Origin of the sequence: Pseudoxanthomonas sp. PXM01 (genome assembly GCF_014851815.1) — a bacterium.
Taxonomy (GTDB): Bacteria; Pseudomonadota; Gammaproteobacteria; order Xanthomonadales; family Xanthomonadaceae; genus Pseudoxanthomonas_A.
The window spans coordinates 886,682-909,240 of the sequence record NZ_JACVAJ010000002.1 but is presented as its reverse complement, the minus strand read 5'-3'; the positions used below and the strand labels follow the sequence as shown (position 1 = coordinate 909,240).

Genomic DNA, 22,559 nt, shown 5'->3' with positions numbered 1-22,559 from the left:
GGGCGGGCGTTGCGCAGCCTGGCGCCTTGCGCGTTATTCGGCCTCGGGGCCGGCGTTCACCCAGTTGCGCAGGCGTTCCAGCGGCTCGCGGTCGATGGTCAGGAAACGCAGGCCGGCGAAGGCCTGTCCGGGCGTGTTCGCTGCCGCGGACCAGACCAGGTGTGCGCCGACGTCGATCGGCAGGTCCTGGCCGCGCGCGTCCTGCAGATGGAAGCGCAACTGGTACAGCGCGTCATCCACCACCGGTTCGGTCGCGACCAGCAGCATGCCCGACTCGGAGAGATTGCCCAGTCGGCCGATGACCTGTTCGGTCATCAGGTCGAACACCGGGACCGGCTTGGGCACGGCGCGCCGGCGGGCGCGGCGGAACTCGCGCATCATGCGGCGTCTCCTGCGGGTTCGCCGCTGCGGCCGGTCAGGCTGCGCAGCGCGTTGAGGGTGGCGTTCCAGGCGCGGTCGATCAGGCGACCGCGGTCCTCGGTGACGACCTGCGCCTGGCCCTTGGCCATCAGGTGCGCCAGCGTGTCCAGCGAATGCTCGCCCACGCGCTGGCCGCGCTGGTTGACGAACAGCGCATTGCCGGTGACCGGACTGAACCACGACAGGCGCTGGCGTTGCACGTCGCCCTGCTGGTTGCGGGTGAACTCGAACCACGTGCCGAACGGCAGTCCGCGCAGGTAGTCGTAGCACTCCTGCTCCTGCGGTGTCCGAGGTTGGGCGATCTTCTTCTTGACCTCACCCTGGCCACCGAGGCGCGCGCGCGCCTTCAGGCGTGCGGTCAGCTCGGTGCGCGAGGTGGTCTCGTCTTCCTCGGCGCTGGACAGGCGGCGCGAGATCGCGGCGGCTTCGTCCTCGTGGTAGCCCACCTGCACCAGCGACTTCTCGATCTTGCCGGCCAGCTCCGGGCTGGCGGACTGCGAGGAGGTCGTGGCGGCGATGATTTCCAGCGTGGTCTGCAGCTGGTCGGCCCATTCGGTGGACGACTCGCCGTTGCGCAGCTGGGTAAGCGTGAGCACGTCGGCCCACGCCTGGCTGAGCAGCGCCTGCACGAATTTCTGCGGCTTGGCCTCGGCCATCGCCGATTCGATGGTATCGGCGGCCTTCTGTTTGGCGATCTCCAGCCGGTCCTTGCCGCGCGCGGCCTCGATCTGCCGGCGTTCGGCCAGTTCGGCCTTGCGCGCCGCCGCCTGCAGGTGTTGCTGCACGTCGCGGTTGGCGTCCTCGAAGACGGCCTCGTCGCCCTCGTAGGTCTCGACGACGGTTTCGACCGCCTTGTGCAGGCGCTGGACGAGATGCGGATCCACATCGTCATCGCCCAGCCAGGTCGCGCCGGATTCGGCGACCGTGTTGAGCAGGTCGCGCGCCGGATGCTGCGCACGCAGGAAGAAGTTGCGGTCGCGCAACGCGGCCTGCACGACCGGCACCTGCAACCGCACCAGCATGTCGGCGGCCGGCGCATCGTGCTGCACTTCGCGCTCGATCTCGTTGTACAGCAGGTCGAGCAGTTCGAACGTGTCCGAATCCGCGCTGGCCAGCGCCGCGCCCGGGCCGTGTTTGGCGCGCACCTCGGACAGCATGAGCTGTTGCAGGTCGGCGACGGTGCGGCGTGGCTGATCCGGCGTGCGCACGGGTAGCGGTGCCGCCTGCAGGGCCTGCAGTGTGGAGAGGACATCGGGCGTGGGCAACAGACGACGGGCGTGGCCGCCGGCTTGCGGACCAGCGCCACCGGCGTGGTCGCCCGCCGCGCCCGCGGGCGTGCCCGCGGCAGCGCCATCGCGGGAGCCCGTCCCGGTATCCGCGGCAATCGAGTCGATCTCGCCCGCCCGGGCGAGCGCATCGGCCTGCAGGCCGCCGCGCCGGATGGACAGCAGTTTCTGCAGGACCTCGAACGAGCCGGCCGCGTCCTGTGTCGCGGCCGCTGCGGTCGTTCCGGTTTCCGGCGTGGCGGCGGGGGCGCCCGCCGCGGTCGGGCCGGTGCCCGCCGGCGTGCCGGTCAAGGCACCCGCGACCGCCTGCAACTGCTCGGGGGTCAGCGTCGCCCAGTGCGCGCCGGCCTGGCTTTGCCAGCCGGTCATCGGGCGCGGTCCCGGACCCGCTTCGTCGCGCGGCGGGCGCACGACCTCGAGATTGCGCACGCGCCGCGGCATGTAGGCCAGACCCGGCAGGATGCCTTCGCGGGCGAGGAACTGGTTCACCGTGTTCGCCCACTCGGTGTAATTCAACATCACCTTGTGGTCGAAGCTGCGGTACAGCAGCAGCTGCGCGTCGATGGACAGTTCAAGGCACGCGGCCGCATCTTTCAGCAGGTGACTGAGGCGGTTGGGTCCCAGCGGCAGTGCCTCGGCCTCGTACGCCGGTTTGCAGGCAAGGACGCCGAACCGCTGGCCCAGCATCAGGATCTGCGCGTTGCCGCGCTGCTCGTGCCGGCGCGCGACTTCGCGCAGCACGATCTCCTGGTCCATCGCTGCGTCCTCGACCAGCGTGAGCGTCTGGTAGTCCAGCCGCACCTCTGGCTGTTCGCCGCTGGACCGCGCACTGCGGATCGCGGCCAGCTCCGCTTCCAGCGCGAACATGTACTGCGGGACCAGTTCCAGCCGGTTCTTCTGCAGCGTGCGCAGGTCCACGAAGACCTGCGTCTGCGCGTGGTTGCTGCGGGCCTGTTCGGCCTGCTTGAACAGTTGCTGTTCGAACTCCACCAGCATGCCGTTCAACGCGGCGACGAAATCGGTGGCGATGTGGTCGAACAGGCTCTGCAGCACGCGCCGCACGCGCGGCGGCAACGCCGACGAAGCGATCGTGGTCGGCGCGGCAGCGGACGTTGGCGGTCGTGTCGCGGTCATCGGTACGGCAGGCTCCCCTCTTGCCCCATCATTATCACACCCCGCATCGCCTGCGCATCCGTCCGTCGCCGTGCCGCAGGGCGACGGGTGTCAGGTATCCAGGAACAGTTCGATCACGTCGTTGGTGAACCGGCGGCCCAGCGCGGTGGGCCGCGCATGGGTGTCGGACACCTCCAGCCATCCCGCCTGCAAGGCCTGTTCCAGCGCCGGTGCGATGCTCGCCAGCGCCAGTCCCGTGGTGGCGGTGAAATCGGCCAGCGCGAAGCCTTCCTGCAGCCGCAAGGCATTGAGCATGAACTCGAACGGACGGCGTTCCGCCGTGATGTCGTCATCGCCGCCGATGGCCTGCGGCGTGCCCGCCGAGGCCAGATAGCTCGCCGGATGCTTGACCTTCCAGCGGCGCAGGATCTGTTGCGTCGCACCCACGGTGATCTTGCCGTGCGCGCCCGCGCCAATGCCGATGTAATCGCCATAACGCCAGTAGTTGAGGTTGTGCGCGCAGCGGCGACCCGGGCGCGCATAGGCGCTGACTTCGTAGTGTCCATAGCCGGCGTCGGCCAGCATTGCCTGGCAATGGTCCTGCATGTCCCAGGCGTGGTCGTCGTCGGGGATGCCCTGCGGCGGCCGGGCGAAGAACACCGTGTTCGGCTCCAGCGTGAGCTGGTAGTGCGAGATGTGCGCCGGCTGCAGGGCGAACGCGCGCTGCAGGTCGTGTTCGGCCATCGCCAGCGTCTGCCCGGGCAGGGCGTACATCAGGTCCAGGTTGAAATTGTCGAAGCCGGCATCCTGCGCCAGCTTCACCGCAAGCTCGGCTTCCTGGCTGTCGTGGATGCGGCCGAGTTTCTTCAGGCTCTCGTCGTCGAAGCTCTGGATGCCGAAGCTGATGCGGTTGACCCCGGCGGCAAGATAGCTCTCGAAGCGGCCATGTTCGGCGGTACCCGGGTTGGTCTCCAGCGTGATCTCCAGCCCCGGCGCGAAGCGCAGCCGGCTGCTGGCGCCCTGCAGGAAGCGGTCGATCGCCTCCGGCGGGAACAGGCTGGGCGTACCGCCACCGAAGAACACACTGTGCACGGTGCGTCCCCAGATCAGCGGCAGGTCGTGGTCGAGGTCGCGCAGCAGCGCGTCCACGTAGTCGTCGAACGGCAACTCACCCTTGCCCTGGTGCGAGTTGAAATCACAGTACGGACATTTGCGCACGCACCACGGCATGTGCACGTAGAGCGACAGGGGCGGGGGGATGAGCATGGGTCAGGGCAGGTCGATCAGCCGCTGCTTGAGCCCGGCCAGCGCTTTGCCGCGGTGGCTGATGCGGTTCTTCTCCGCCAGCGGCATCTCCGCTGCGGTCTGCCCGTGTTGCGGATCGAAGAACACCGGGTCGTAGCCGTGGCCACCGCTGCCGCGACGCTCGTGCAGGATGCGGCCGCGCCATTCGCCTTCGACGATCAGCGGCTGCGGGTCGTGCGCGTGGCGCAGCAGCACCAGCACGCAGTAGAAGTGCGCACCGCGCTGTTCGCCGGCGATGTCCTTCAGCGCGTCGAGCAGCTTGTCGATGTTGCGGTCGGCATGGCCGTGCTCGCCGGCATAGCGCGCCGAGTACAGGCCGGGCGCGCCGTTGAGCGCGTCCACGCAGATGCCGGAGTCGTCGGCGAGTGCGGGCAGGCCGGTCTGCAGGCTGGCGTGGCGCGCCTTGATCAGGGCGTTCTCGACGAAGGTCGTGCCGGTCTCGTCGGCATCCTCCACGCCAAGGTCGGACTGCGCGATCAGCTCGATGCCAGTGTCGGCCAGCAGGCCGCGGAGTTCCTCCAGCTTGCCCTGGTTGGAGGAGGCGAGGACGAGTTTCATCGTGGATCAGCCCTTGGGTTGCAGCAGGTCCCAGCGGTTGCCGTAGGCATCGCGGAACACGGCGACGGTGGCGTAGACCTCTTCGCGCGGCGTCTCCAGGAATTCGACGCCGGCGGCCGTCATGCGTGCGTGGTCGCGCCAGAAGTCGTCCGTCTGCAGGAAGAAGCCGACACGCCCACCGGTCTGGTCGCCGATGCGCGCGCGCTGCTCGTCCGTCGTCGCGACCGCCAGCAGCAGGTCGGTGCTGCCATCGCCCTTCGGCGCCACACGCACCCAGCGCTTGCCGCCGCCGAGGTCGGTGTCCTCGCGCAACTCGAAGCCGAGCGCATCGCGGTAGTGCGCGATGGCGCGGTCGTAGTCGTCGACCAGCAGGGTGACCAGGCTCAGCAGTGCCATGATCAGCCCGCCAGCGCGGCGCGTTGCGCTGCGAACAGCTCGCCGATGCCCTTCTCGCCCAGGGCGAGCAGTGCATCCAGCTCGTCGCGGCGGAACGCATGGCCTTCGGCCGTGCCCTGCAGCTCGATGAAGCCGCCGCCGTCGTTCATCACCAGGTTCATGTCGGTATCGCAGTCGCTGTCTTCCGGATAGTCCAGGTCCAGCACCGGCACACCGCGGTAGATGCCCACCGAGACCGCCGCGACGGCGCCGTGCACGACGTCGCGCTTGATCTCGTTGCGGCCCTTCAGCCAGTTCACCGCGTCCACCAGCGCCACGTAGGCCCCGGTGATGGCGGCCGTCCGGGTACCGCCGTCGGCCTGCAGCACGTCGCAGTCCAGGGTGATGGTGCGTTCGCCCAGCGCCACGCGGTCCACGCACGCGCGCAGGGTGCGGCCGATCAGGCGCTGGATCTCCAGCGTGCGCCCGCCCTGCTTGCCGCGCGAGGCTTCGCGGTCGCTGCGGGTATGCGTGGAGCGCGGCAGCATGCCGTACTCGGCGGTCACCCAGCCCTCGCCCTTGCCGCGCAGGAAACCCGGCACCTTGTTCTCCACCGTCGCCGTGCACAGCACGCGGGTGTGGCCGAAGCTGACCAGTACCGAGCCTTCCGCATGGCGGGTGTAGTTGCGCAGGATGCCGACGTCGCGCATCTGGTCGGGCTGGCGGCCGCTGGGGCGGGAAAAGGACATGGGGGCATCCGCAATGAGGGGGGCGAAGTTTACCAGTCCGCCCCGCCGGGCCCGGCCCGCGCCGCACGGGCTGCTAAGATGCGCCGCTCACTGGTCCGATAGGCACCTGCATGATCCGCAGCATGACGGCGTTCGCTACCGCCGAACGCGCCACCGACGGCGGCACGCTGGGGGCCGAACTGCGCGCGGTCAACCACCGTTTCCTGGAGCTGGGCGTCCGCCTGCCGGACGAACTGCGCGTGCTGGAACCGGCGCTTCGCGAGCGCGTCGCCTCGCGGGTGTCGCGCGGCAAGCTGGACCTGACCCTGCGCCTGCGCGCGCCCGAGAGCGGCGGCGCGCTGCAGCTCAATGCCCGCGTGGTGTCGCAGTTGTCCGAACTCGCAGCGGACCTGTCGCTGCGCGTCCCCAACCTGCGCACCGAGCTGACCGACCTGCTGCAGTTCCCCGGCGTGCTGCAGACCAAGGGCGTGGACATGGAAGCGCTGCAGGCCGAGGCGCTGGCGCTGCTGGATACGGTCCTCGACCAGTTCGTCGCCGCCCGCGAGCGCGAGGGCGGCAAGCTGGTGGCGGCGATCCTGGAGCGTGTGGACGGCATCGCCGCACTGGCGGCCGAAGTGCGCACCCTGATCCCGCAGATCCGCGCCGGCCAGCGGCAGAAGCTGGAGGCGCGCCTGGCCGACGTGGCGCAGAACATGGAGCAGGGCCGGTTGGAGCAGGAACTGGTGCTGTGGCTGCAGAAGCTCGACGTGGACGAGGAACTCGACCGCCTCGACAGCCACGTCAAGGAGATCCGCCGCGTCTTCACCCAGAAGGAGCCGCAGGGTCGCCGGCTGGACTTCCTGCTGCAGGAGTTCAACCGCGAGGCTAATACGCTGGGCTCCAAGTCCGTCGACATCCGCACCACCAACATCGCGGTGGAGTTGAAGGTGCTGATCGACCAGATCCGCGAACAGGCGCAGAACATCGAATGAAGCGCGGAACCCTCTACATCGTCGCGGCGCCATCGGGCGCGGGCAAGAGCAGCATCGTCAATGCCGTGCTGGCGCGCGACAACGACATCGCGCTGTCCATCTCGTTCACCTCGCGCGCCGCGCGCCCGGGCGAACGCCATGCGCAGCACTACCACTTCATCAGCGCCGACGAGTTCAAGGCGATGATCCGCGCCGGCGACTTCTTCGAGTACGCCGAGGTGCATGGCGACTGGAAGGGCACCGCTCGCCAGTCGGTCGAGCCGCAGCTCGATGCCGGCAAGGACGTGCTGCTGGAGATCGACTGGCAGGGCGCGCGGCAGGTCCGCGAAAAGGTGCCGGACGCGGTCAGCGTGTTCATCCTGCCGCCCTCGCGCGCTGCGCTGGAACAGCGCATGCGCAACCGCGGACAGGACAGCGAGGAGGTCATCCAGCGCCGTCTGGCCGCCGCCCGCGAAGAGATGTCGCACTACGACGAGTTCGACTACGTCATCGTCAACGACGTATTCGACGAGGCGGTGGCGCAGATGCACACCATCTTCACCGCCAGCCGCCTGCGCCGGGAGGCGCAGGACGTGCGCCACGCCGACCTGATCGCCGCGCTGCTGGCCGAATGACCTGCGGCAGAGGCCCGGGCGCCGCCGGTTGGCTCCCCGGAGCGCCTTAACCGATTGATTTTCAAGGAAAGGCTTGCATTGCCGGGGCCGGCTGCCTACAATTCCGGCCCCTTTCCGTATTCACTGGGCGGCCAGCCGGTCGCCGGGAGCCCGCATGGCCCGCATCACCGTCGAAGATTGCCTGGAAGTCGTCAACAACCGTTTCGATCTGGTCACGATGGCCGCCAAGCGTGCCCGTCAGCTCGCCAACGGCGTGGACGCGCAGATCGACAACACCGAAGCCCAGGACAAGCCCACCGTGCTGGCGTTGCGCGAGATCGCTGCGCGCAAGATCGACAACGAGCTGATCGACCGCGTCGAGAAGGCCGAGCGTGAGCGAGCCGAGCGCGAAGCGCTGGAGTGGGCTGCCGCGGAAGTGGTTGCCGACGACGACCTGTCGAAGGGCGACGACTGATCCCGTTCGTCTAACGTTCCCATCGGAACGGACGATCGACGAAAGGCCCGCGCAAGCGGGCTTTTCGCGTTCCAGGGCCGTCGATCCGCGTTGCCGTGGCGACGTGACTGGCATAGTCTGGCGGCATGAATTCAGGCCGTACCGCCAAGGCGCTCCGCAACCCTGCTTCGTCGCGAGACGAGGGGGTGCCGGAGTACGTCAGCCAGTTCGAGCGGCTGGTGACGTACCTGCCGAAGGAGCAGCTGCCGCTGCTGCGGCGCGCCTGGGAAGTCGGTGCCGCCGCGCACGCGGGCCAGACCCGCAAGTCCGGCGAACCCTACATCACCCATCCAGTGGCCGTGGCCGGCGTGCTGGCCGAACTGGGCATGGATGCGGAGACGCTGATCGCGGCGATCCTGCACGACACCATCGAGGATACGCCGCTGACCGGAGCGGATATCGCCGCCGAGTTCGGTGAGTCGGTCGCGGAGCTGGTGGAAGGCGTCACCAAGCTGGACAAGCTGAAGTTCCGCGATCGCCAGGAAGCCGCCGCCGAGAGCTTCCGCAAGATGCTGCTGGCGATGTCGCGCGACCTGCGCGTGATCATGATCAAGCTCGCCGACCGCCTGCACAACATGCGCACGCTGGGCGCGCAGAGCGCAGAAGCGCGCGGGCGCATCGCCCGCGAGACGCTGGAGATCTACGCGCCCATCGCGCAGCGGCTGGGCATGAACCTGGTCAAGTCGGAGCTGCAGGATCTCGGCTTCCGCGCGCTGCATCCGTGGCGCCACGCGGTGGTCGACAAGCACATCCGCAGCCAGCCGGTGATGCGCCGCGAGTCGATGGCGCAGATCGAGGCCCACCTCTCTCAACGGCTGGCGAAGGAAGGCATCGAGCACCGCCTGGTCAGCCGGGTGAAGACGCCTTGGAGCATCTACAACAAGATGCGCGGGGAAGGGAAAAGCTTCGACCGGGTGATGGACGTGTTCGGCTTCCGCGTCGTCGTCGACTCGGTGCCGGCCTGCTACCACGCGCTCGGCGCCGTGCATGCGCAGTACAAGCCGCTGGACGGGCGCTTCCGCGATTTCATCGCCATCCCCAAGGCCAACGGCTACCAGTCGCTGCACACCGTGCTGTTCGGTCCCTACGGGTCGCCGATCGAAGTGCAGATACGCACCACCGAGATGGACCTGGTCGCTGAGCGCGGCATCGCGGCGCACTGGACCTACAAGTACGGCACCGATGCGCCGAACAGTGCGCAGAACCGCGCGCATGCCTGGATCGTGGAGCTGATCGACAACCAGCGCGCCGCGGGCTCGTCGCTGGAGTTCCTCGACAACGTCAAGGTCGACCTGTTCCCGGACGAGGTCTATCTGTTCACGCCGAAGGGCAAGATCCTGTCGCTGCCACGCAACGCCACCGCGCTGGATTTCGCCTATGCGGTGCACACCGACGTCGGCAACCAGGCGGTGGCCTCGCGCGTGGACAAGAAGCTGGTACCGCTGCGCACGAAGCTGGTCAGCGGGCAGAGCGTGGAGATCATCACCGCCAAGTCCGCGGCGCCCAAGCCGCAGTGGCTCGAGTTCGTCGTCACCAGCAAGGCGCGCACCGCCATCCGCCACCAGCTGAAGCAGCTGGAGCACGAGGACGCCGTGCAGCTCGGCCACCGCATGCTCGACCGTGCGCTGGAGGACCTGGACAGCTCGCTGGAGCGGCTGCCGCAGCAGCGTCTCGAGGCCTTCCTCACCGAGCACAAGTACCCGCGCCTGGAGGCCTTCCTGGCCGACGTGGCGCTGGGCAACTGGATGCCGGCGCAGGCCGCACAGGCGCTGACCGCGTTCGCGGAACTACGTGCCGGCGGGCACTCGAAGCATTCGCAGGAGAAGATCCTGATCACCGGCGGCGAACGCGGCGTGGTCAGTTTTGCGCAATGCTGCCAGCCGATCCCGGGTGACGAGATCATGGGTTACCACACTGCCGGCAAGGGCATCGTGGTGCACCGGCTGGATTGCCCGAACGTCACCGAGTTCCGCAAGTCGCCCGAGCGCTGGGTGCCGATCGCGTGGGATGCGAAGGTCACCGGCGACTACGACGCCGCACTGCTGATCGACGTGGAGAACCGCCCGGGCGTGCTGGCGCAGGTCGCCGCTGCGGTCGCCAAGAGCCAGTCCAACATCGAACGCGTCGAGTACCTCGAGCGCGACATCAACGTCGCCGTGCTGCGTTTCTCGATCCAGGTCCGCGACCGCAACCACCTGGCGGAAGTGATGCGCCGGCTGCGTCGCCTCAACGTCGTGCACGGCGTCCGTCGCCAGTGACGCAGGGCGGGCCCTGGCCCGCCGTCCGGGTGCCCGCTGCGATGGTGATTCACGTGCACGGCCTGTTCCTGCAAATGCCATCGTGATCGGAGCGATCGCGATGGCGGGCCTGGGCCCGCCCTACGTAGAATCCGGACATCCACACAGGAGTTGCGCATGACCAGGCAGATCATCCATACCGAGCAGGCACCCGCCGCCATCGGACCCTATTCGCAGGCCGTGCGGGCCGGCAACACGGTGTACTTCTCCGGGCAGATCCCGCTCGATCCGGCCACCGGCAACCTGGTGGATGGCGACATCACTGCGCAGGCGCGCCGCGCCTTCGACAACCTCAAGGCAGTGGCGGAAGCGGCGGGTGGCTCGCTCGACCGCATCGTGCGTCTCGGCCTGTACCTGACCGACCTGTCGCAGTTCGCGGCGGTCAATGCGGTGATGCAGGACTACTTCGTCGCCCCGTACCCCGCACGCTCGACGATCGAGGTCTCCGGCCTGCCGAAGGGCGCCGCTTTCGAAGTCGATGCGGTGATGGTGCTGGACTGATCGTGGAGAACCCGTAGTGCCGAGCTTGCTCGGCACCGTACGCCGTCCGATACGTTGGCGCCGGAACGAAGAGCAGCGGAGCAAGCTCCGCTCTACGATGGCGTGCGTCGGGTTTCGCTCGGCGTATGGCCGGTCCAGCGCTTGAACGCACGGCGGAACTCGCGCACGTCGTTGAAGCCGATCTGGCTGCCGACGCTGGCGATGGTCATTTCCGCGTCCTGCAGGAGTTCGAGCGCACGCTCGGTGCGTACGCGATCGTGCACGGCACTGAAGCTGGTGCCTTCCTCGGCGAGCTGGCGACGCAGCGTGCGTTCGCTCAGGTGCAGTGCCATGGCGACATCCGTCATCTGCGGGTTGTCGCGCAGGCGCGGCCGCAGCTGGCGCTCGACCGCCGCGGTGGTCTCACCGCGCAGCGACATCGCCGTGAGTTGCGCGCGGCACAGGGCCAGCGCCTGTCGCGAGGTCACCGGGTTGTAGCTGGCGAACGGCAGCTCAAGCCAGCGCCGGTCCACCACCATCGCATGCTGCGGCTGGTCGAAACGCACCTCGCAGCCGAACAGGTCGGCGTAGCGCGCGGCGTAGCGCGGCGCCGGATAGCCCAGCTCGAGGCGCACCGGATGGAACTCCGGACCTGCCAGTTCGCGCGCCAGCATCAGCGTGCTGGCGAACATCTCCTCGCACAGGAACGGCAGCAGGTCGGCGGCTTCTTCCGGTGCCGTGGCGACCACCGCCAGGCTGCCGTCGTCGCGGTCCTGCATGTCGAGGTCCATCAGTGGACCGAGGTTGCGCTGGTACTCCAGGCCGATCTGCACGGCGTCGCCGAACGTGGGCGCGGTCTTCATCGCCAGGCCCAGCAGGCCGAAATTGCCGCCGTTCTGCTTCTCCCCCATGGCCAGGCCCACGCCGTCGATCGGCAGGGTCGGCAGGGCGCGGCGGATGATCTCGCTGGCCTGGCGGTAGGAGACGCGTGCCAGAGGATCGTGGATCTCCTGCACGTTCATGCGCATGCCGGCGAACCAGCCTTCGGCGTTCACGCCGAATTCGCCGGCCAACAGCACCAGGCCGCACAGCATGTTGGTGGGCAGGTTGGCGATCGAAAGGCGATTGCCCAGTCCGGTTTTCCAACGCATCGGGGGCCTCCAGCTTGTCCGCTTTGCCCCCCGTAGTATGCCGCTCCCGCCCTCCGTGTCACATGGGCCGGCGCACCAGACTGCGGGGCACTACGCAGGCGTATGGGAGGGGAGACTCATGCAGCGCACCATTTCCGTGGCAGTGGTAGGCGCCCTGGCGCTCGTGGCGGCCGCATGCCAGCCCAAGGCGCCCGAAACCGCCAGCGCGCCGGCGGCCGACGCCGGCTTCGCCGCCAGCCTGCAGGAGCGCCTGCTGGACGCCAAGCCGGGTGACGTCATCGACATCCCGGCCGGCCGCCACAGCTTCGACCGCAGCCTCAGCCTGCGCGCGGACGGCGTGACGATCCGCGGGGCCGGCATGGACAAGAGCGTGCTGAGCTTCAAGGGGCAGAAGGCCGGCGCCGAAGGTCTGCTGGTCAACGGCGACGACTTCACCATCGAGAACCTCACCATCGAGGACTCCAAGGGCGATGGCCTGAAGATCAGCGAGTCGTCGAACATCACGATCCGTGGCGTGAAGGTCCAATGGACCGGCGGGCCGAGCACGAAGAACGGCGCCTATGGCATCTACCCGGTGCTCACCAAGAACGTGCTGATCGAGGACACCGTGTCGATCGGCGCGTCCGATGCCGGCATCTACGTGGGCCAGTCGGACGGCGTGATCGTGCGCCGCAGCCGCGCCGAACAGAATGTGGCCGGCATCGAGATCGAGAACACCATCAATGCCGATGTCTACGAGAACGTGGCGACCGGCAACACCGGCGGCATCCTCGTCTTCAACATGCCGGGCCTGTCGCAGCAGGGCGGCAACATCCGCGTGTACGCCAACAAGGTGATCGCCAACAACCACGAGAACTTCGGCGCCAAGGGCACGCCGGTGGCCAGCGTGCCGGCGGGGTCGGGCATCGTGATCAACTCCAACGACGACATCGAAGTGTTCGGCAATGAGATCCGCGACAACGCGACCGCCAACATCATCGTCTCCAGTGTCTACTCAACCGGCTACAAGGACAGCAGCGCGTCGCCGAACTTCGATCCGTACCCGGAGCGCATCCACATCCACGGCAACACCCTGTCCGGTGGCGGCGACTCGCCGGACGGCTTCGACCTGAAGGCGCTGAAGGTGGCCACCTACGGGCTGCGCGGCAACTTCCCCGACGTGCTGTGGGACGGCTACTTCAACAAGGACCGCGTGGCGGACGGGAAGAAGGTGGGGCCGCAGATCTGCCTGCGCGACGTCAACGGGGTGGTCAACGCCGACGGCCCGGGCGGCTACAAGAATCCGAACAAGGACGCGAAGATCCATGACTGCGAACTGCCGCGCCTGCCGGCGGTCGACCTGAAGCGCGGTTGAGGCCGTCGCGCATGCGGTATCGCGTGGTGATGTGGCTTGCCGCCCTGGTGGCGTGCATGGCGCTGCCCGCGTGCACGCAGGCGCCGAAGGTGCATTTCTTCGCCGAGGGCCAGCCGGCGACACTGGACGAGTGGGGCGTGCTGCGGATCGACGACGGGCGTCTGCACCTCAATGAAGGCGTGGTGCCGTACGATCTCAACACGCCGCTGTTCAGCGACTACGCGCACAAGTTGCGCACCGTGTGGATGCCGGCGGGCACATCGGCGACGTACAAGGCGGAGCGGAGCTTCGATTTCCCGGTCGGCACCATCTTCAGCAAGACGTTCTATTACCCGCTGCCGGCCGGGCAGGTCCGGGACAGCAAATCCGTCGCACGCACGCCGCCTTCGCAACCGCCGTTGGAAGGCGAGGCGCTGGACCTGGCGAAGGTGCGGCTGATCGAAACGCGCCTGCTCGTGCATCGGGCCGACGGGTGGGTGGCGCTGCCGTACGTGTGGAACGACGCGCAGACAGCGGCGACGTTGAAGCGTACCGGTGAACTGGTCCCGCTCGAACTCGTCGATGCCCAGGGCGAACGCGAGGCGGCCGACTACCAGGTGCCCGACCAGAACCAGTGCGGCGGCTGCCACATCACCGACAACAAGTCGCGCAAGCTGCTGCCGATCGGACCGAAGGCGCGGCACCTGAATCGCGACTTCGACTATGCGGACGGCAGGGAGAACCAGCTGGCGCATCTGGTGCGTATCGGTTACCTGGCCGGCGTGCCCGCGTCGCCGCCACGGCTGGCCGACGCCATGGACGCCCAGGCGCCGCTCGACGCGCGCGCGCGCGCCTATCTGGACGTCAACTGCGGCCATTGCCACAGCGCCACGGGTCCGGCGATCACCTCGGGCCTGTGGCTGGACGCGCACACGCAGGACCGGCTGAAGCTGGGCTTCTGCAAGCAACCGATCGCGGCAGGCAAGGGCACGGGCAACCGGCGCTACGACATCGTGCCGGGGCATGCGGCCGATTCCATCTTCGATTACCGGTTGGACAGCGACGACCCCGCGATCATGATGCCGGAGCTGGGGCGCTCGGTCGTCCATCGGGAAGGGGTCGCGCTGATCCGGGCATGGATCGATGCGCAGGACGGCAGTTGCGATACGGCAGGCACAGGCAGTGAACCACCGCCGGCCACCTGAGGCCGGTTTCCGCACAACGCTTCCGGGAGGGCGTGATGAGAGTGATGCAACGGAATCTGGTCGTGGGGCTTCGGCGCGCGCTGTTCGGCAGTTGCGTGGTGTTGGGCGCGAGCGGAACGGCGTGGGCGCAGGCGACGCCCGAGGGCGAGCAGCAGGCCACCAACCTCGACACCATCACCGTCACCGCGCAGAGCCGCCAGCAGGAACTGCAGGACGTGCCGATCGCGCTGCAGGTCGTCGACCAGCAGCTACTCGATGACGTCGCGGCGGAGAACCTGGGCGACATCGATGCCTTCGTGCCGGGTCTGGTGGTGGATGCCGCCCAGCCGACCCAGCCGTCGTTCCGGTTGCGTGGCGTGGAAACCAACGACTTCGGCATCGGTACCGATCCGGCGGTCGGCATCTTCGTCGACGGCGTGTACGGGGGCCGTGGCGGCGGCGTGTTGCTGCCGTTCCTCGACGTCGAGCGCATCGAGGTGCTGAAGGGGCCGCAGGGCACGCTGTTCGGCCGCAACACCGCGGCGGGCGCGATCTCGCTGGTGACGCGGCGCCCGCAGGACGAGACCGAGGCGAGGCTGCGCCTGCGGCTCGGCAACTACGGCAAACAGTATGTCGATGCGATGTGGAACATCCCGGTCAGCGACGTCTCCGCCTTCCGCATCAATGCGCTGTTCAACCACAGCGACGGCTGGTTCCAGGACGGCGCCACCGGCAAGGACCTGGGCGGCGAGAACGTGTGGGCGGCGCGCGCGGCATGGCAGTTGCGCATCGGCGACAACACCACCGCGCTGCTGAGCTGGGACCATGAAAGTCTGGACCAGAACGGTCGCGTCACCACCGGCATCGTGCCGTTGCCGGCTTATCCGCAGCGGCCGCCGGTGCCGGTCGATCCGGACGACTACCTGGATCCGCGCAAGACGCCAACCTACAGCGATGCGAACAATGCGGAGTGGCGCACGTTCGACGGCGTTAACCTGATCGTCGATCACGCCTTCACCTGGGGCAACCTGACCTCGACCTCGTCGTGGCGCGAGTACGACTCGAAGAACCAGACCGAGGAAGACGGCACCAACCGCGCCGACCTCTACATCGACTCCGTCAACACCGAAAGCAACGAGACCTTCTACCAGGAGTTCAAGTTCGCCGGCAGCACCGCGCGGCTGGACTGGGTGGCAGGCGCCAGCTATTTCAAGGAGGACGCCGAGCAGACCAGTGAGGTGAACACCAATACGACCGCGCTCGGAAGCATCCTGGCGAATCAAGGGTTCGCGGCACCGGCGGGCTTTCCGTTCGCGCCCGAAGGTACGCCCTTGCTGTTCGTCATGTCGCAGATCGGGCAGGCAAACGGTTTGCCGTCGTTGCTTGGTTATGGTTGGAACGAAGTCTTCAACAACACCCTTGAAACCACGGCCTATGCGGCCTTCGGCGATGTCATCTGGCGCGCGACCGACAAGCTGAACCTTACCTTCGGCCTGCGCTACACCCGCGACGAGAAGAGCTTCAGCTGGTTCAACGGGCCGCGCAACGCAGCCACGTTCGATGCGGTGCTGAATGCGTACCTCGGTGCTGGCATCCCGCAGATGTTTCTGGCAGATCTTCCGCCGGAAGCTGCAGCCCAGATCATGTACGCCCTCACTACCTCGGTGGCCTTCGTCGACCCGCCGGCGGTCGTCAACAAGGGAATCACCAATCGTGACAAGAGGAGCTGGAGCGACTTCAGTCCGCGCTTCGTGGTGGACTACCACCTCGATGACAAGACGATGGTGTTCGGCTCGCTGGCAAAAGGGTACAAGGCGGGCGGCTTCAATGCGCTGCAGATCGGTCCAGCGTTCGAGAACGAGGATGTCTGGAACCTGGAAGCCGGCATCAAGCAATCGCTCGGCCGCTTCGCCTGGAACGCCTCGGTGTTCCACTACCGCTACGACAACCGCCAGTCGGTGCGGCTGATCGACCCCGATCCCAACAACCCCGTCGACATCCCGCGCTTCGTGTTCGACACCGGCGATCTGGAAGCCACCGGCATCGACGTCGACCTGCGCTGGAGGGTGACCGATGCGTTCACGCTGGACGCGCAGGCCGAATGGATCGATTCCAAGTACAAGGACTACGTCACGCCGGAAGGCGTGGACCTGGATGGCGAGCCGACCGGCGAGCCGCGCTTCACGGCCTCGATGGGAGCGGCCTACAAGGTCGACCTGGCAGGACATGGCGAGCTGCGCTTCTCGGCACGCCACGCCTATCGTGGTCGTAGCCGCTGCAATGCGGGCTCGGACCTGCAGGGCGACTGCGGCGTCAATGCGCTGCTCGACATCGGCGAAGCCCGCGACCGTACCGACATGCGCATCGGCTGGACCGCGCCGCAGGGGCACTGGAGCTGGGCGATCTACGGCAACAACGTGTTCGACAACCAATATGTGAAAGGCCTGAACACCTACGGGCGTGGCCCGCTCGGCGTGGTCGGCGCCACCATCACCGAGCCGCGTACCTACGGCATGGAAGTGGCCGTGAAGTTCTGATCCGCACGGCGACGTGACGGACGTGGGCCCCGGCATCGCGAGATGCCGGGGTTTTTGTTTGGCGGCGTTCCCGGCATCCTTGTGCGATGCCCGTACGTCGCGACACGCCGTCCATCGACCTTTCCGCCGAACCCCTGAGTCGCCTGCCCGGCGTGGGTCCGCGCGTGGCGGAGAAGCTCGCTGCGCGTGGCCTGTCGACGATGCAGGACCTGTGGCTGCATCTGCCGCTGCGTTACGAAGACCGCACCGCGATCACACCGATCCGCCTGCTGCAGCCTGGCGTGCCGGCCCAGATCGAGGGGCGCGTGGAAGCGGTCGAGCGCGGCTTCCGTTACCGACCCGTATTGCGGGTGGCGGTAGCCGACGATTCCCGCGGCTCGCTGGTGCTGCGTTTTTTCCATTTCCGCGCGGCGCAGGTCGCGCAGTTCGCGGTCGGCACGCGTATCCGCTGCTATGGCATGCCCAAGCCTGGACAGCACGGGCTGGAGATCGTCCACCCCAGCTACCGCGTGCTGGACGATGACGCTGAAGCCGCACTGGGCGAGGCGCTGGATCCCGTCTACCCGGCCATCGAAGGATTGGGCCCGGCGAGCATCCGCAAACTGGTCGGTCTGGCGCTGGATCGGCTGCCCGGCGATGACCGCCTGGAACTGCTGCCTGCCGGATTGCTGGAAGGACTGGGGCTGCCCCCGCTGCGACAAGCACTGCTGACCATGCACCGGCCACCGCGTGATGCGGACGTCGCGTCGCTCGCACTGGGCACACATCCCGCACAACGCAGGCTGGCGATCGAGGAGCTCCTGGCCCACCACCTGAGCCTGCGTCGGCAGCGCCTCGCGCTGCAGCAGCATCGGGCGCCGGCGCTGAAAGGCAAGGGGGCGCTGGTGAAGGCCTTGGTCAAGGCACTGCCCTTCAAGCTGACGGGCGCGCAACAGCGCGTGTTCACGCAGATCCGCGAGGACATTGCCAAGCCGTCGCCGATGCTACGGCTGGTACAGGGCGACGTGGGCAGCGGCAAGACCGTGGTGGCGGCGCTCGCCGGCATGCTGGCGGTGGAGGCGGGCAAGCAGGTGGCGCTGGCGGCGCCGACCGAACTGTTGGCCGAGCAGCACCTGGCCAACCTGCGCGCCTGGCTGGAGCCATTGGGCGTGCGCGTGGCGTGGCTGGCAGGGAAGGTCACCGGCAAGGCGCGCGCGACCGTGCTGGCGCAGGTGGCGTCGGGCGAGGCGCAGGTCGTGGTGGGCACGCACGCACTGATGCAGGAGGCGGTGGTCTTCCACGACCTGGGCCTGGCCATCGTCGACGAACAGCACCGTTTCGGCGTGCATCAGCGGTTGGCGCTGCGCGACAAGGGAGCGGGCAGGGATCGTGTTCCCCACCAGTTGGTCATGACCGCCACCCCCATCCCCCGCACGCTGGCGATGGCTGCTTATGCGGACCTGGATGTATCGGCCATCGACGAGCTTCCGCCAGGGCGCACGCCGGTGCAGACCGTCGCCTTGAGTGCGGAGCGTCGACCGGAACTGGTCGAGCGCATCCGCACGGCCTGTGCGGAAGGACGGCAGGCGTACTGGGTCTGTACCCTGATCGATGACAGTGATGAAGTGGTAGCGCAGGCCGCGCAGACCACGTTCGAAACGCTCTCCGCCTCCCTGTCTGCATTGCGCGTAGCGCTGGTGCATGGACGCATGAAGCCGGCCGACAAGCAGGCCACGATGCGCCGCTTCAAGCACGGCGACATCGACCTGCTGGTGGCGACCACGGTGATCGAGGTCGGCGTGGATGTGCCCAACGCCTCGCTGATGATCATCGAGAACGCCGAGCGGCTGGGTCTGGCGCAGCTGCACCAGCTGCGTGGCCGGGTCGGCCGCGGCGCCGCCGCGTCGACCTGCGTGCTGATGTACCAGCCGCCGTTGTCGATGATGGCCAAACATCGGCTGGCGACGATGCGCGAGACCAACGATGGCTTCGTCATCGCAGAGAAGGACCTGGAGTTGCGTGGCCCCGGCGAACTGCTGGGCACGCGGCAGACCGGCTTGGCGGCGTTCCGGGTCGCCGACCTGGCGCGCGACGCCGGTCTTCTACCGCAAGTGCATGCATTGGCGGAACGGTTGCTCGCCGACGATCCCGCGGCGGTGGATCGCGTGATCCATCGCTGGGTGGGCGGCGCAGCGCGATACGCGTCTGCATGACGCTGTCTGCCCTGGAGCGCCCTGCGCTTCCATGGGGCCGCCAGCGGTGCGAGACTCGGCGGCCGAGAAGACGAAGAGAAGAAGATGACGGACAGGATTCCCCTGCTGATCGACACCGATCCGGGCGTCGATGATGCGCTCGCGCTGTTGATGGCGTTCAACGATGCGCGCCACGATATCGTCGGCCTCACCATCGCGGCCGGCAACGTCGGCCTGCAGCACACCGTGCGTAACGCGCTGAAGCTGTGCGAGGTGGCAGGCCGCGACGACGTTCCCGTGTTCGCTGGCGCACCGGCGCCGCTGCTGCATCCCTCGCCGGACGCGGGTTACGTGCACGGCCAGGATGGCTTCGGTGACGTCGGCTTTCCGCCGGCCGCGCGTCAGGCGGACGCGGAGCACGCGGCGCTGGCGATCCTGCGGCTGTCGCACGCGCATGCCGGCCGGCTGGTGCTGGTCGCGCTCGGGCCGCTGACCAATGTCGCGCTCGCGCTCAAGCTGGACCCGACGCTGCCGCAGCGGATTGCGCGCCTGGTGGTGATGGGCGGCGCGGTGACCTGCCACGGCAACATCACGCCGGCCGCCGAGTTCAATTTCTACTTCGACCCGGAGGCGGCGCACCTGGTGCTCGAGGCCTTCGACCGCTACGACCTGGCGGATTGGGAAGCCACCATCGCCCACGGCCTGCATCACGAGCGCGTGGCCGCCTGGTTGCGGGCAGATTCCGACCGCGCCCGCTTCTACGATCAGATCTCCGAGAAGACCCGGTCGTGGTCCGCCGACCGCCGCGGCGACCACTGGTTCGCCGCCGATGCCCTGGCCATGGCCTTCGTGCTGGCGCCGGAGGGCGCACTGGAGCTGGCCGAACGCCCCCTGGCCATCGAGCTGCAGGGCGCCCACGCCCGGGGCGCCTCGATCGTGGACTGGCGCCGGGAAGGGGGGCGGCCCGACAAGGCCAACATCCTGCTGCGCTACGACCAGGCCCGCTTCGAGGCCCTGATCGAGGCGGCGCTGGCCGCCGGTTGAGGGGCGGGTTGCGCGGGACGGGCAGGGCGGTCTACAATGCCGCTCTTCCATTCCCCGCTACACGGTGTTCCCGCCATGAAGGCCGACATCCACCCGAATTACCGCGAAGTCGTCTTCCACGACGTGACCTCCGATTTCAAGTTCCTGACGCGCTCCACGCTGGGCAGCAAGGAAACGACGAAGTGGGAAGACGGCAACGAGTACCCACTGATCAAGGTCGAAATCTCCTCGGCCTCGCACCCGTTCTACACGGGCAAGCACAAGGTCATCGATACCAGCGGCCGTATCGACAAGTTCCAGAAGCGCTACGCGCGCTGATCGAACCGTCGTTCGTCTGATCCGCCTGCGGCCGCGCCTTGTGCGCGGCCGTTCGCGTTTGTGCGCATCCGATCGTGCGCTTGCCGGAACGCACGGTTGCGGTCCCGGCCTTAGTCTTTGGTCTGACGTTGGTACGGTATCGAGCGACGGCTCCAAATGCCGTGTGCGATAATTCGACGCATCCAAGGGTTATTCCCTGGACTCCCGTCACGCGCCGTCCGGACCTCTGGCCGGTGTTACCCCACGAAGGAGCGCACACTGTGTCCGAACTTGACCAGGTCACGCTGAATGCGGGCGACAAATCCGTCGTCCTGCCAGTCCTGAAACCCACGCTTGGCAACGATTGCGTCGATATTTCGAAGCTGACCAAGGAAACGGGTCTCTTCACCTACGACTCCGGTTTCACCGCCACGGCCAGCTGCAAGTCGGCCATCACCTACATCGATGGCGACAACGGCGTCCTGCTGTATCGCGGCTACCCGATCGAACAGCTGGCCCAGCACTCGAACTTCCTGGAAGTCTCGTACCTGCTGATGAACGGCGAACTGCCGACCCCGGCCGAGTTCGCCAAGTTCGAGCACGAGGTCACGCATCACACGATGATGCATGAGTCGCTGAAGAACTTCCTGCACGGCTTCCACTACGACGCCCATCCGATGGCCATGCTGGCCGGCACGGTCGCCTCGCTGTCGGCGTTCTACCACGACACGCTGGACCTGGAAGATCCCGAGCAGCGTCGCCTGGCGGCCATCCGCCTGCTGGCGAAGATGCCGACGCTGGCCGCCGCCGCGTACCGCTACTCGATCGGTTGGCCGATCCGCTATCCGCGCAACAACCTCGACTACGTCGACCGCTTCCTGCACATGATGTTCGAGGTGCCGAGCGAGCCGCTGGAGCTGAATCCGGTCGTCGCCAAGGCGCTGGACCTGCTGTTCATCCTGCACGCCGACCACGAGCAGAACGCGTCGACCTCGACGGTGCGCCTGGTCGGTTCGACCGGCGCCAACCCGTATGCGTCCGTCGCCGCCGGCATCACCGCGCTGTGGGGCCCCGCGCACGGTGGCGCCAACGAAGCCGTGTTGAAGATGCTGGAAGAGATCGGCGATGCGAAGAATGTCGCGTCGGCCGTCGCCAAGGCCAAGGACAAGGAATCGGGCTTCCGCCTGATGGGCTTCGGCCATCGCGTCTACAAGAACTTCGACCCGCGCGCCAAGATCATCCGCGAGATGACCCACAAGGTGCTGGGCGAACTGGGCGTCGACGATCCGCTGCTGGAAGTGGCGATGCGGCTGGAAGAGGCGGCGCTGAAGGACGAGTACTTCATCCAGCGCAAGCTCTACCCGAACGTCGATTTCTACAGCGGCATCATCTACAAGGCGCTGAAGATCCCGACCGAGATGTTCACCGTCATGTTCGCGATCGGCCGCACTGCCGGCTGGGTCTCGCACTGGCTGGAGCAGCAGGTCGACCCGGAAGCCAAGATCGGCCGTCCGCGCCAGATCTACACCGGTTACGCGCCGCGCGACTACGCGCCGAACGACAAGCGCTGATATCGCAAGCAGCAAGAAGAAAAGGCCCCGCAAGGGGCCTTTTCCGTTGTGGCGTCAGGCGTCAGGCTGCACGTCGACGCGTGTCGTCAGGGCATGCAGGGCGAAACCGTGGATCGTGCCATCGGTGGTGGTCGTGCAGTCCGACAGGACGCTCACCTGGTAGCGGTCCGCGGCTGGCGAGAGCGCGGTGAACACCACGCAGTTCTGCGTCATCATGCCGGCGATCCGCAGGCGGTTGACGCCGAGGTCGGACAGCAGATCGGTCAGCCCGGTCTGGTGGAAGCTGTCGGCGTACCGTTTCACGATGACCGGGGCGCCGGGTGCCGCTTCGTGGATGCGCGGATGGATCTCGACGCCGTGGGTTCCGGTGCGGAACAGGCTGCTGTCCGCCGACGCCGCCACGTGCTGGACCAGGATGACGGGCTCGCCACGCGAGCGGGCTCGCCCGATGGCGGCGACGATGGCGTCGAGGGTGGCGTCGACGTTCCAGAGCGGAAGTGCGCCGTTCGGGAAGTAGTCGTTCTGTACGTCGATGACGAGCAGGGCGGTGGTCATGGGATACCTTGCAGCGGATGGATTGCCTCATCGTAGTGAGGGGGTGCACCGGCGA

The 22,559-nt window shown here is 67.6% G+C and carries 20 protein-coding genes; 12 read left to right on the top strand and 8 right to left on the bottom strand.

The features are described from left to right. Positions 1-33 precede the first annotated feature (33 nt). The 6 genes from IB230_RS13640 to rph form a co-directional block, all read right to left on the bottom strand. Positions 34-381 carry a PilZ domain-containing protein gene (locus IB230_RS13640; protein WP_192273091.1) on the bottom strand — a complete coding sequence of 116 codons (348 nt, stop codon included), beginning with the start codon at positions 379-381 and terminating at the stop codon, positions 34-36. Further along, on the bottom strand, positions 378-2,840 hold the full coding sequence (locus IB230_RS13635) for a DUF1631 domain-containing protein (RefSeq protein WP_192273089.1): 2,463 nt from the start codon (positions 2,838-2,840) through the stop codon (positions 378-380). Before IB230_RS13635 ends, IB230_RS13640 begins: the two co-directional genes overlap by 4 nt. 90 nt (positions 2,841-2,930) lie before the next feature. Further along, the gene (gene hemW / locus IB230_RS13630; RefSeq protein WP_192273087.1) at positions 2,931-4,085 is read right to left on the bottom strand and encodes a radical SAM family heme chaperone HemW; all 1,155 of its coding nucleotides are present in this window, start codon (positions 4,083-4,085) and stop codon (positions 2,931-2,933) included. 3 nt (positions 4,086-4,088) lie between these two features. After that, positions 4,089-4,682, bottom strand: a complete 594-nt coding sequence (gene rdgB / locus IB230_RS13625) for an RdgB/HAM1 family non-canonical purine NTP pyrophosphatase (protein WP_192273085.1) — start codon at positions 4,680-4,682, stop codon at positions 4,089-4,091. A gap of 6 nt (positions 4,683-4,688) precedes the next feature. Beyond that, positions 4,689-5,081 carry a VOC family protein gene (locus IB230_RS13620; protein ID WP_343227343.1) on the bottom strand — a complete coding sequence of 131 codons (393 nt, stop codon included), beginning with the start codon at positions 5,079-5,081 and terminating at the stop codon, positions 4,689-4,691. Continuing rightward, entirely contained in the window at positions 5,081-5,806 is a 726-nt protein-coding gene (rph, locus tag IB230_RS13615; protein WP_192273082.1) for a ribonuclease PH, read from the bottom strand. The genes IB230_RS13620 and rph overlap by 1 nt, the downstream gene beginning before the upstream one ends. A 110-nt stretch (positions 5,807-5,916) precedes the next feature. Here rph and IB230_RS13610 point away from each other — a divergent pair, with 110 nt between their 5' ends. The 5 genes from IB230_RS13610 (at position 5,917) to IB230_RS13590 (ending at position 10,682) form a co-directional block, all read left to right on the top strand. Continuing rightward, positions 5,917-6,777: a YicC/YloC family endoribonuclease gene (locus IB230_RS13610; RefSeq protein WP_192273080.1), complete on the top strand. Its 861-nt coding sequence runs from the start codon at positions 5,917-5,919 to the stop codon at positions 6,775-6,777. Then, entirely contained in the window at positions 6,774-7,391 is a 618-nt protein-coding gene (gmk, locus tag IB230_RS13605) for a guanylate kinase (protein WP_192273078.1), read from the top strand. Before IB230_RS13610 ends, gmk begins: the two co-directional genes overlap by 4 nt. Positions 7,392-7,545: 154 nt before the next feature. Next, positions 7,546-7,845, top strand: coding sequence for a DNA-directed RNA polymerase subunit omega (gene rpoZ, locus IB230_RS13600; RefSeq protein WP_056881700.1), 300 nt, complete (start codon positions 7,546-7,548; stop codon positions 7,843-7,845). Between the two features lie 125 nt (positions 7,846-7,970). Continuing rightward, positions 7,971-10,142: a bifunctional (p)ppGpp synthetase/guanosine-3',5'-bis(diphosphate) 3'-pyrophosphohydrolase gene (locus IB230_RS13595; protein ID WP_192273076.1), complete on the top strand. Its 2,172-nt coding sequence runs from the start codon at positions 7,971-7,973 to the stop codon at positions 10,140-10,142. Between the two features lie 156 nt (positions 10,143-10,298). Then, positions 10,299-10,682 (top strand): RidA family protein, encoded by a 384-nt coding sequence (locus IB230_RS13590; protein ID WP_192273074.1) that lies wholly within the window; start codon positions 10,299-10,301, stop codon positions 10,680-10,682. Between the two features lie 92 nt (positions 10,683-10,774). Here IB230_RS13590 and IB230_RS13585 read toward each other — a convergent pair whose 3' ends face one another. Beyond that, complete coding sequence (locus tag IB230_RS13585) at positions 10,775-11,812, bottom strand: AraC family transcriptional regulator (protein WP_225589515.1); 1,038 nt, start codon at positions 11,810-11,812, stop codon at positions 10,775-10,777. A gap of 118 nt (positions 11,813-11,930) precedes the next feature. On the opposite strand from IB230_RS13585, the gene IB230_RS13580 reads away from it, so the two are divergent. From IB230_RS13580 to IB230_RS13550, 7 genes are all read left to right on the top strand, one after another. Beyond that, positions 11,931-13,166, top strand: coding sequence for a parallel beta-helix domain-containing protein (locus tag IB230_RS13580; RefSeq protein WP_192273072.1), 1,236 nt, complete (start codon positions 11,931-11,933; stop codon positions 13,164-13,166). Between the two features lie 11 nt (positions 13,167-13,177). Then, the gene (locus IB230_RS13575) at positions 13,178-14,350 is read left to right on the top strand and encodes an SO2930 family diheme c-type cytochrome (RefSeq protein WP_192273070.1); all 1,173 of its coding nucleotides are present in this window, start codon (positions 13,178-13,180) and stop codon (positions 14,348-14,350) included. A gap of 44 nt (positions 14,351-14,394) precedes the next feature. Next, entirely contained in the window at positions 14,395-16,866 is a 2,472-nt protein-coding gene (locus tag IB230_RS13570) for a TonB-dependent receptor (protein WP_192273068.1), read from the top strand. Positions 16,867-16,952: 86 nt separating this feature from the next. After that, positions 16,953-19,058 carry an ATP-dependent DNA helicase RecG gene (gene recG, locus IB230_RS13565; RefSeq protein ID WP_192273066.1) on the top strand — a complete coding sequence of 702 codons (2,106 nt, stop codon included), beginning with the start codon at positions 16,953-16,955 and terminating at the stop codon, positions 19,056-19,058. A gap of 84 nt (positions 19,059-19,142) precedes the next feature. Beyond that, on the top strand, positions 19,143-20,081 hold the full coding sequence (locus IB230_RS13560; RefSeq protein ID WP_192273064.1) for a nucleoside hydrolase: 939 nt from the start codon (positions 19,143-19,145) through the stop codon (positions 20,079-20,081). A 75-nt stretch (positions 20,082-20,156) separates the two neighbouring features. Then, entirely contained in the window at positions 20,157-20,399 is a 243-nt protein-coding gene (locus tag IB230_RS13555) for a type B 50S ribosomal protein L31 (RefSeq protein ID WP_162336762.1), read from the top strand. A gap of 260 nt (positions 20,400-20,659) precedes the next feature. Continuing rightward, positions 20,660-21,949 carry a citrate synthase gene (locus IB230_RS13550; protein ID WP_192273062.1) on the top strand — a complete coding sequence of 430 codons (1,290 nt, stop codon included), beginning with the start codon at positions 20,660-20,662 and terminating at the stop codon, positions 21,947-21,949. A 54-nt stretch (positions 21,950-22,003) separates the two neighbouring features. On the opposite strand, the gene IB230_RS13545 is transcribed toward IB230_RS13550, so the two are convergent. Then, entirely contained in the window at positions 22,004-22,504 is a 501-nt protein-coding gene (locus IB230_RS13545; RefSeq protein ID WP_192273053.1) for a cysteine hydrolase family protein, read from the bottom strand. Positions 22,505-22,559 lie beyond the last annotated feature (55 nt).

What these genes read in the sequence shown, in the direction of transcription:
- IB230_RS13640 (WP_192273091.1), bottom strand. Translation starts at nt 381, where the DNA reads ATGATGCGCGAGTTCCGCCGCGCCCGCCGGCGCGCCGTGCCCAAGCCG.
- IB230_RS13635 (WP_192273089.1), bottom strand. Translation starts at nt 2,840, where the DNA reads ATGACCGCGACACGACCGCCAACGTCCGCTGCCGCGCCGACCACGATC.
- hemW (WP_192273087.1), bottom strand. Translation starts at nt 4,085, where the DNA reads ATGCTCATCCCCCCGCCCCTGTCGCTCTACGTGCACATGCCGTGGTGC.
- rdgB (WP_192273085.1), bottom strand. Translation starts at nt 4,682, where the DNA reads ATGAAACTCGTCCTCGCCTCCTCCAACCAGGGCAAGCTGGAGGAACTC.
- rph (WP_192273082.1), bottom strand. Translation starts at nt 5,806, where the DNA reads ATGTCCTTTTCCCGCCCCAGCGGCCGCCAGCCCGACCAGATGCGCGAC.
- IB230_RS13610 (WP_192273080.1), top strand. Translation starts at nt 5,917, where the DNA reads ATGATCCGCAGCATGACGGCGTTCGCTACCGCCGAACGCGCCACCGAC.
- gmk (WP_192273078.1), top strand. Translation starts at nt 6,774, where the DNA reads ATGAAGCGCGGAACCCTCTACATCGTCGCGGCGCCATCGGGCGCGGGC.
- rpoZ (WP_056881700.1), top strand. Translation starts at nt 7,546, where the DNA reads ATGGCCCGCATCACCGTCGAAGATTGCCTGGAAGTCGTCAACAACCGT.
- IB230_RS13595 (WP_192273076.1), top strand. Translation starts at nt 7,971, where the DNA reads ATGAATTCAGGCCGTACCGCCAAGGCGCTCCGCAACCCTGCTTCGTCG.
- IB230_RS13590 (WP_192273074.1), top strand. Translation starts at nt 10,299, where the DNA reads ATGACCAGGCAGATCATCCATACCGAGCAGGCACCCGCCGCCATCGGA.
- IB230_RS13585 (WP_225589515.1), bottom strand. Translation starts at nt 11,812, where the DNA reads ATGCGTTGGAAAACCGGACTGGGCAATCGCCTTTCGATCGCCAACCTG.
- IB230_RS13580 (WP_192273072.1), top strand. Translation starts at nt 11,931, where the DNA reads ATGCAGCGCACCATTTCCGTGGCAGTGGTAGGCGCCCTGGCGCTCGTG.
- IB230_RS13575 (WP_192273070.1), top strand. Translation starts at nt 13,178, where the DNA reads ATGCGGTATCGCGTGGTGATGTGGCTTGCCGCCCTGGTGGCGTGCATG.
- IB230_RS13570 (WP_192273068.1), top strand. Translation starts at nt 14,395, where the DNA reads ATGCAACGGAATCTGGTCGTGGGGCTTCGGCGCGCGCTGTTCGGCAGT.
- recG (WP_192273066.1), top strand. Translation starts at nt 16,953, where the DNA reads ATGCCCGTACGTCGCGACACGCCGTCCATCGACCTTTCCGCCGAACCC.
- IB230_RS13560 (WP_192273064.1), top strand. Translation starts at nt 19,143, where the DNA reads ATGACGGACAGGATTCCCCTGCTGATCGACACCGATCCGGGCGTCGAT.
- IB230_RS13555 (WP_162336762.1), top strand. Translation starts at nt 20,157, where the DNA reads ATGAAGGCCGACATCCACCCGAATTACCGCGAAGTCGTCTTCCACGAC.
- IB230_RS13545 (WP_192273053.1), bottom strand. Translation starts at nt 22,504, where the DNA reads ATGACCACCGCCCTGCTCGTCATCGACGTACAGAACGACTACTTCCCG.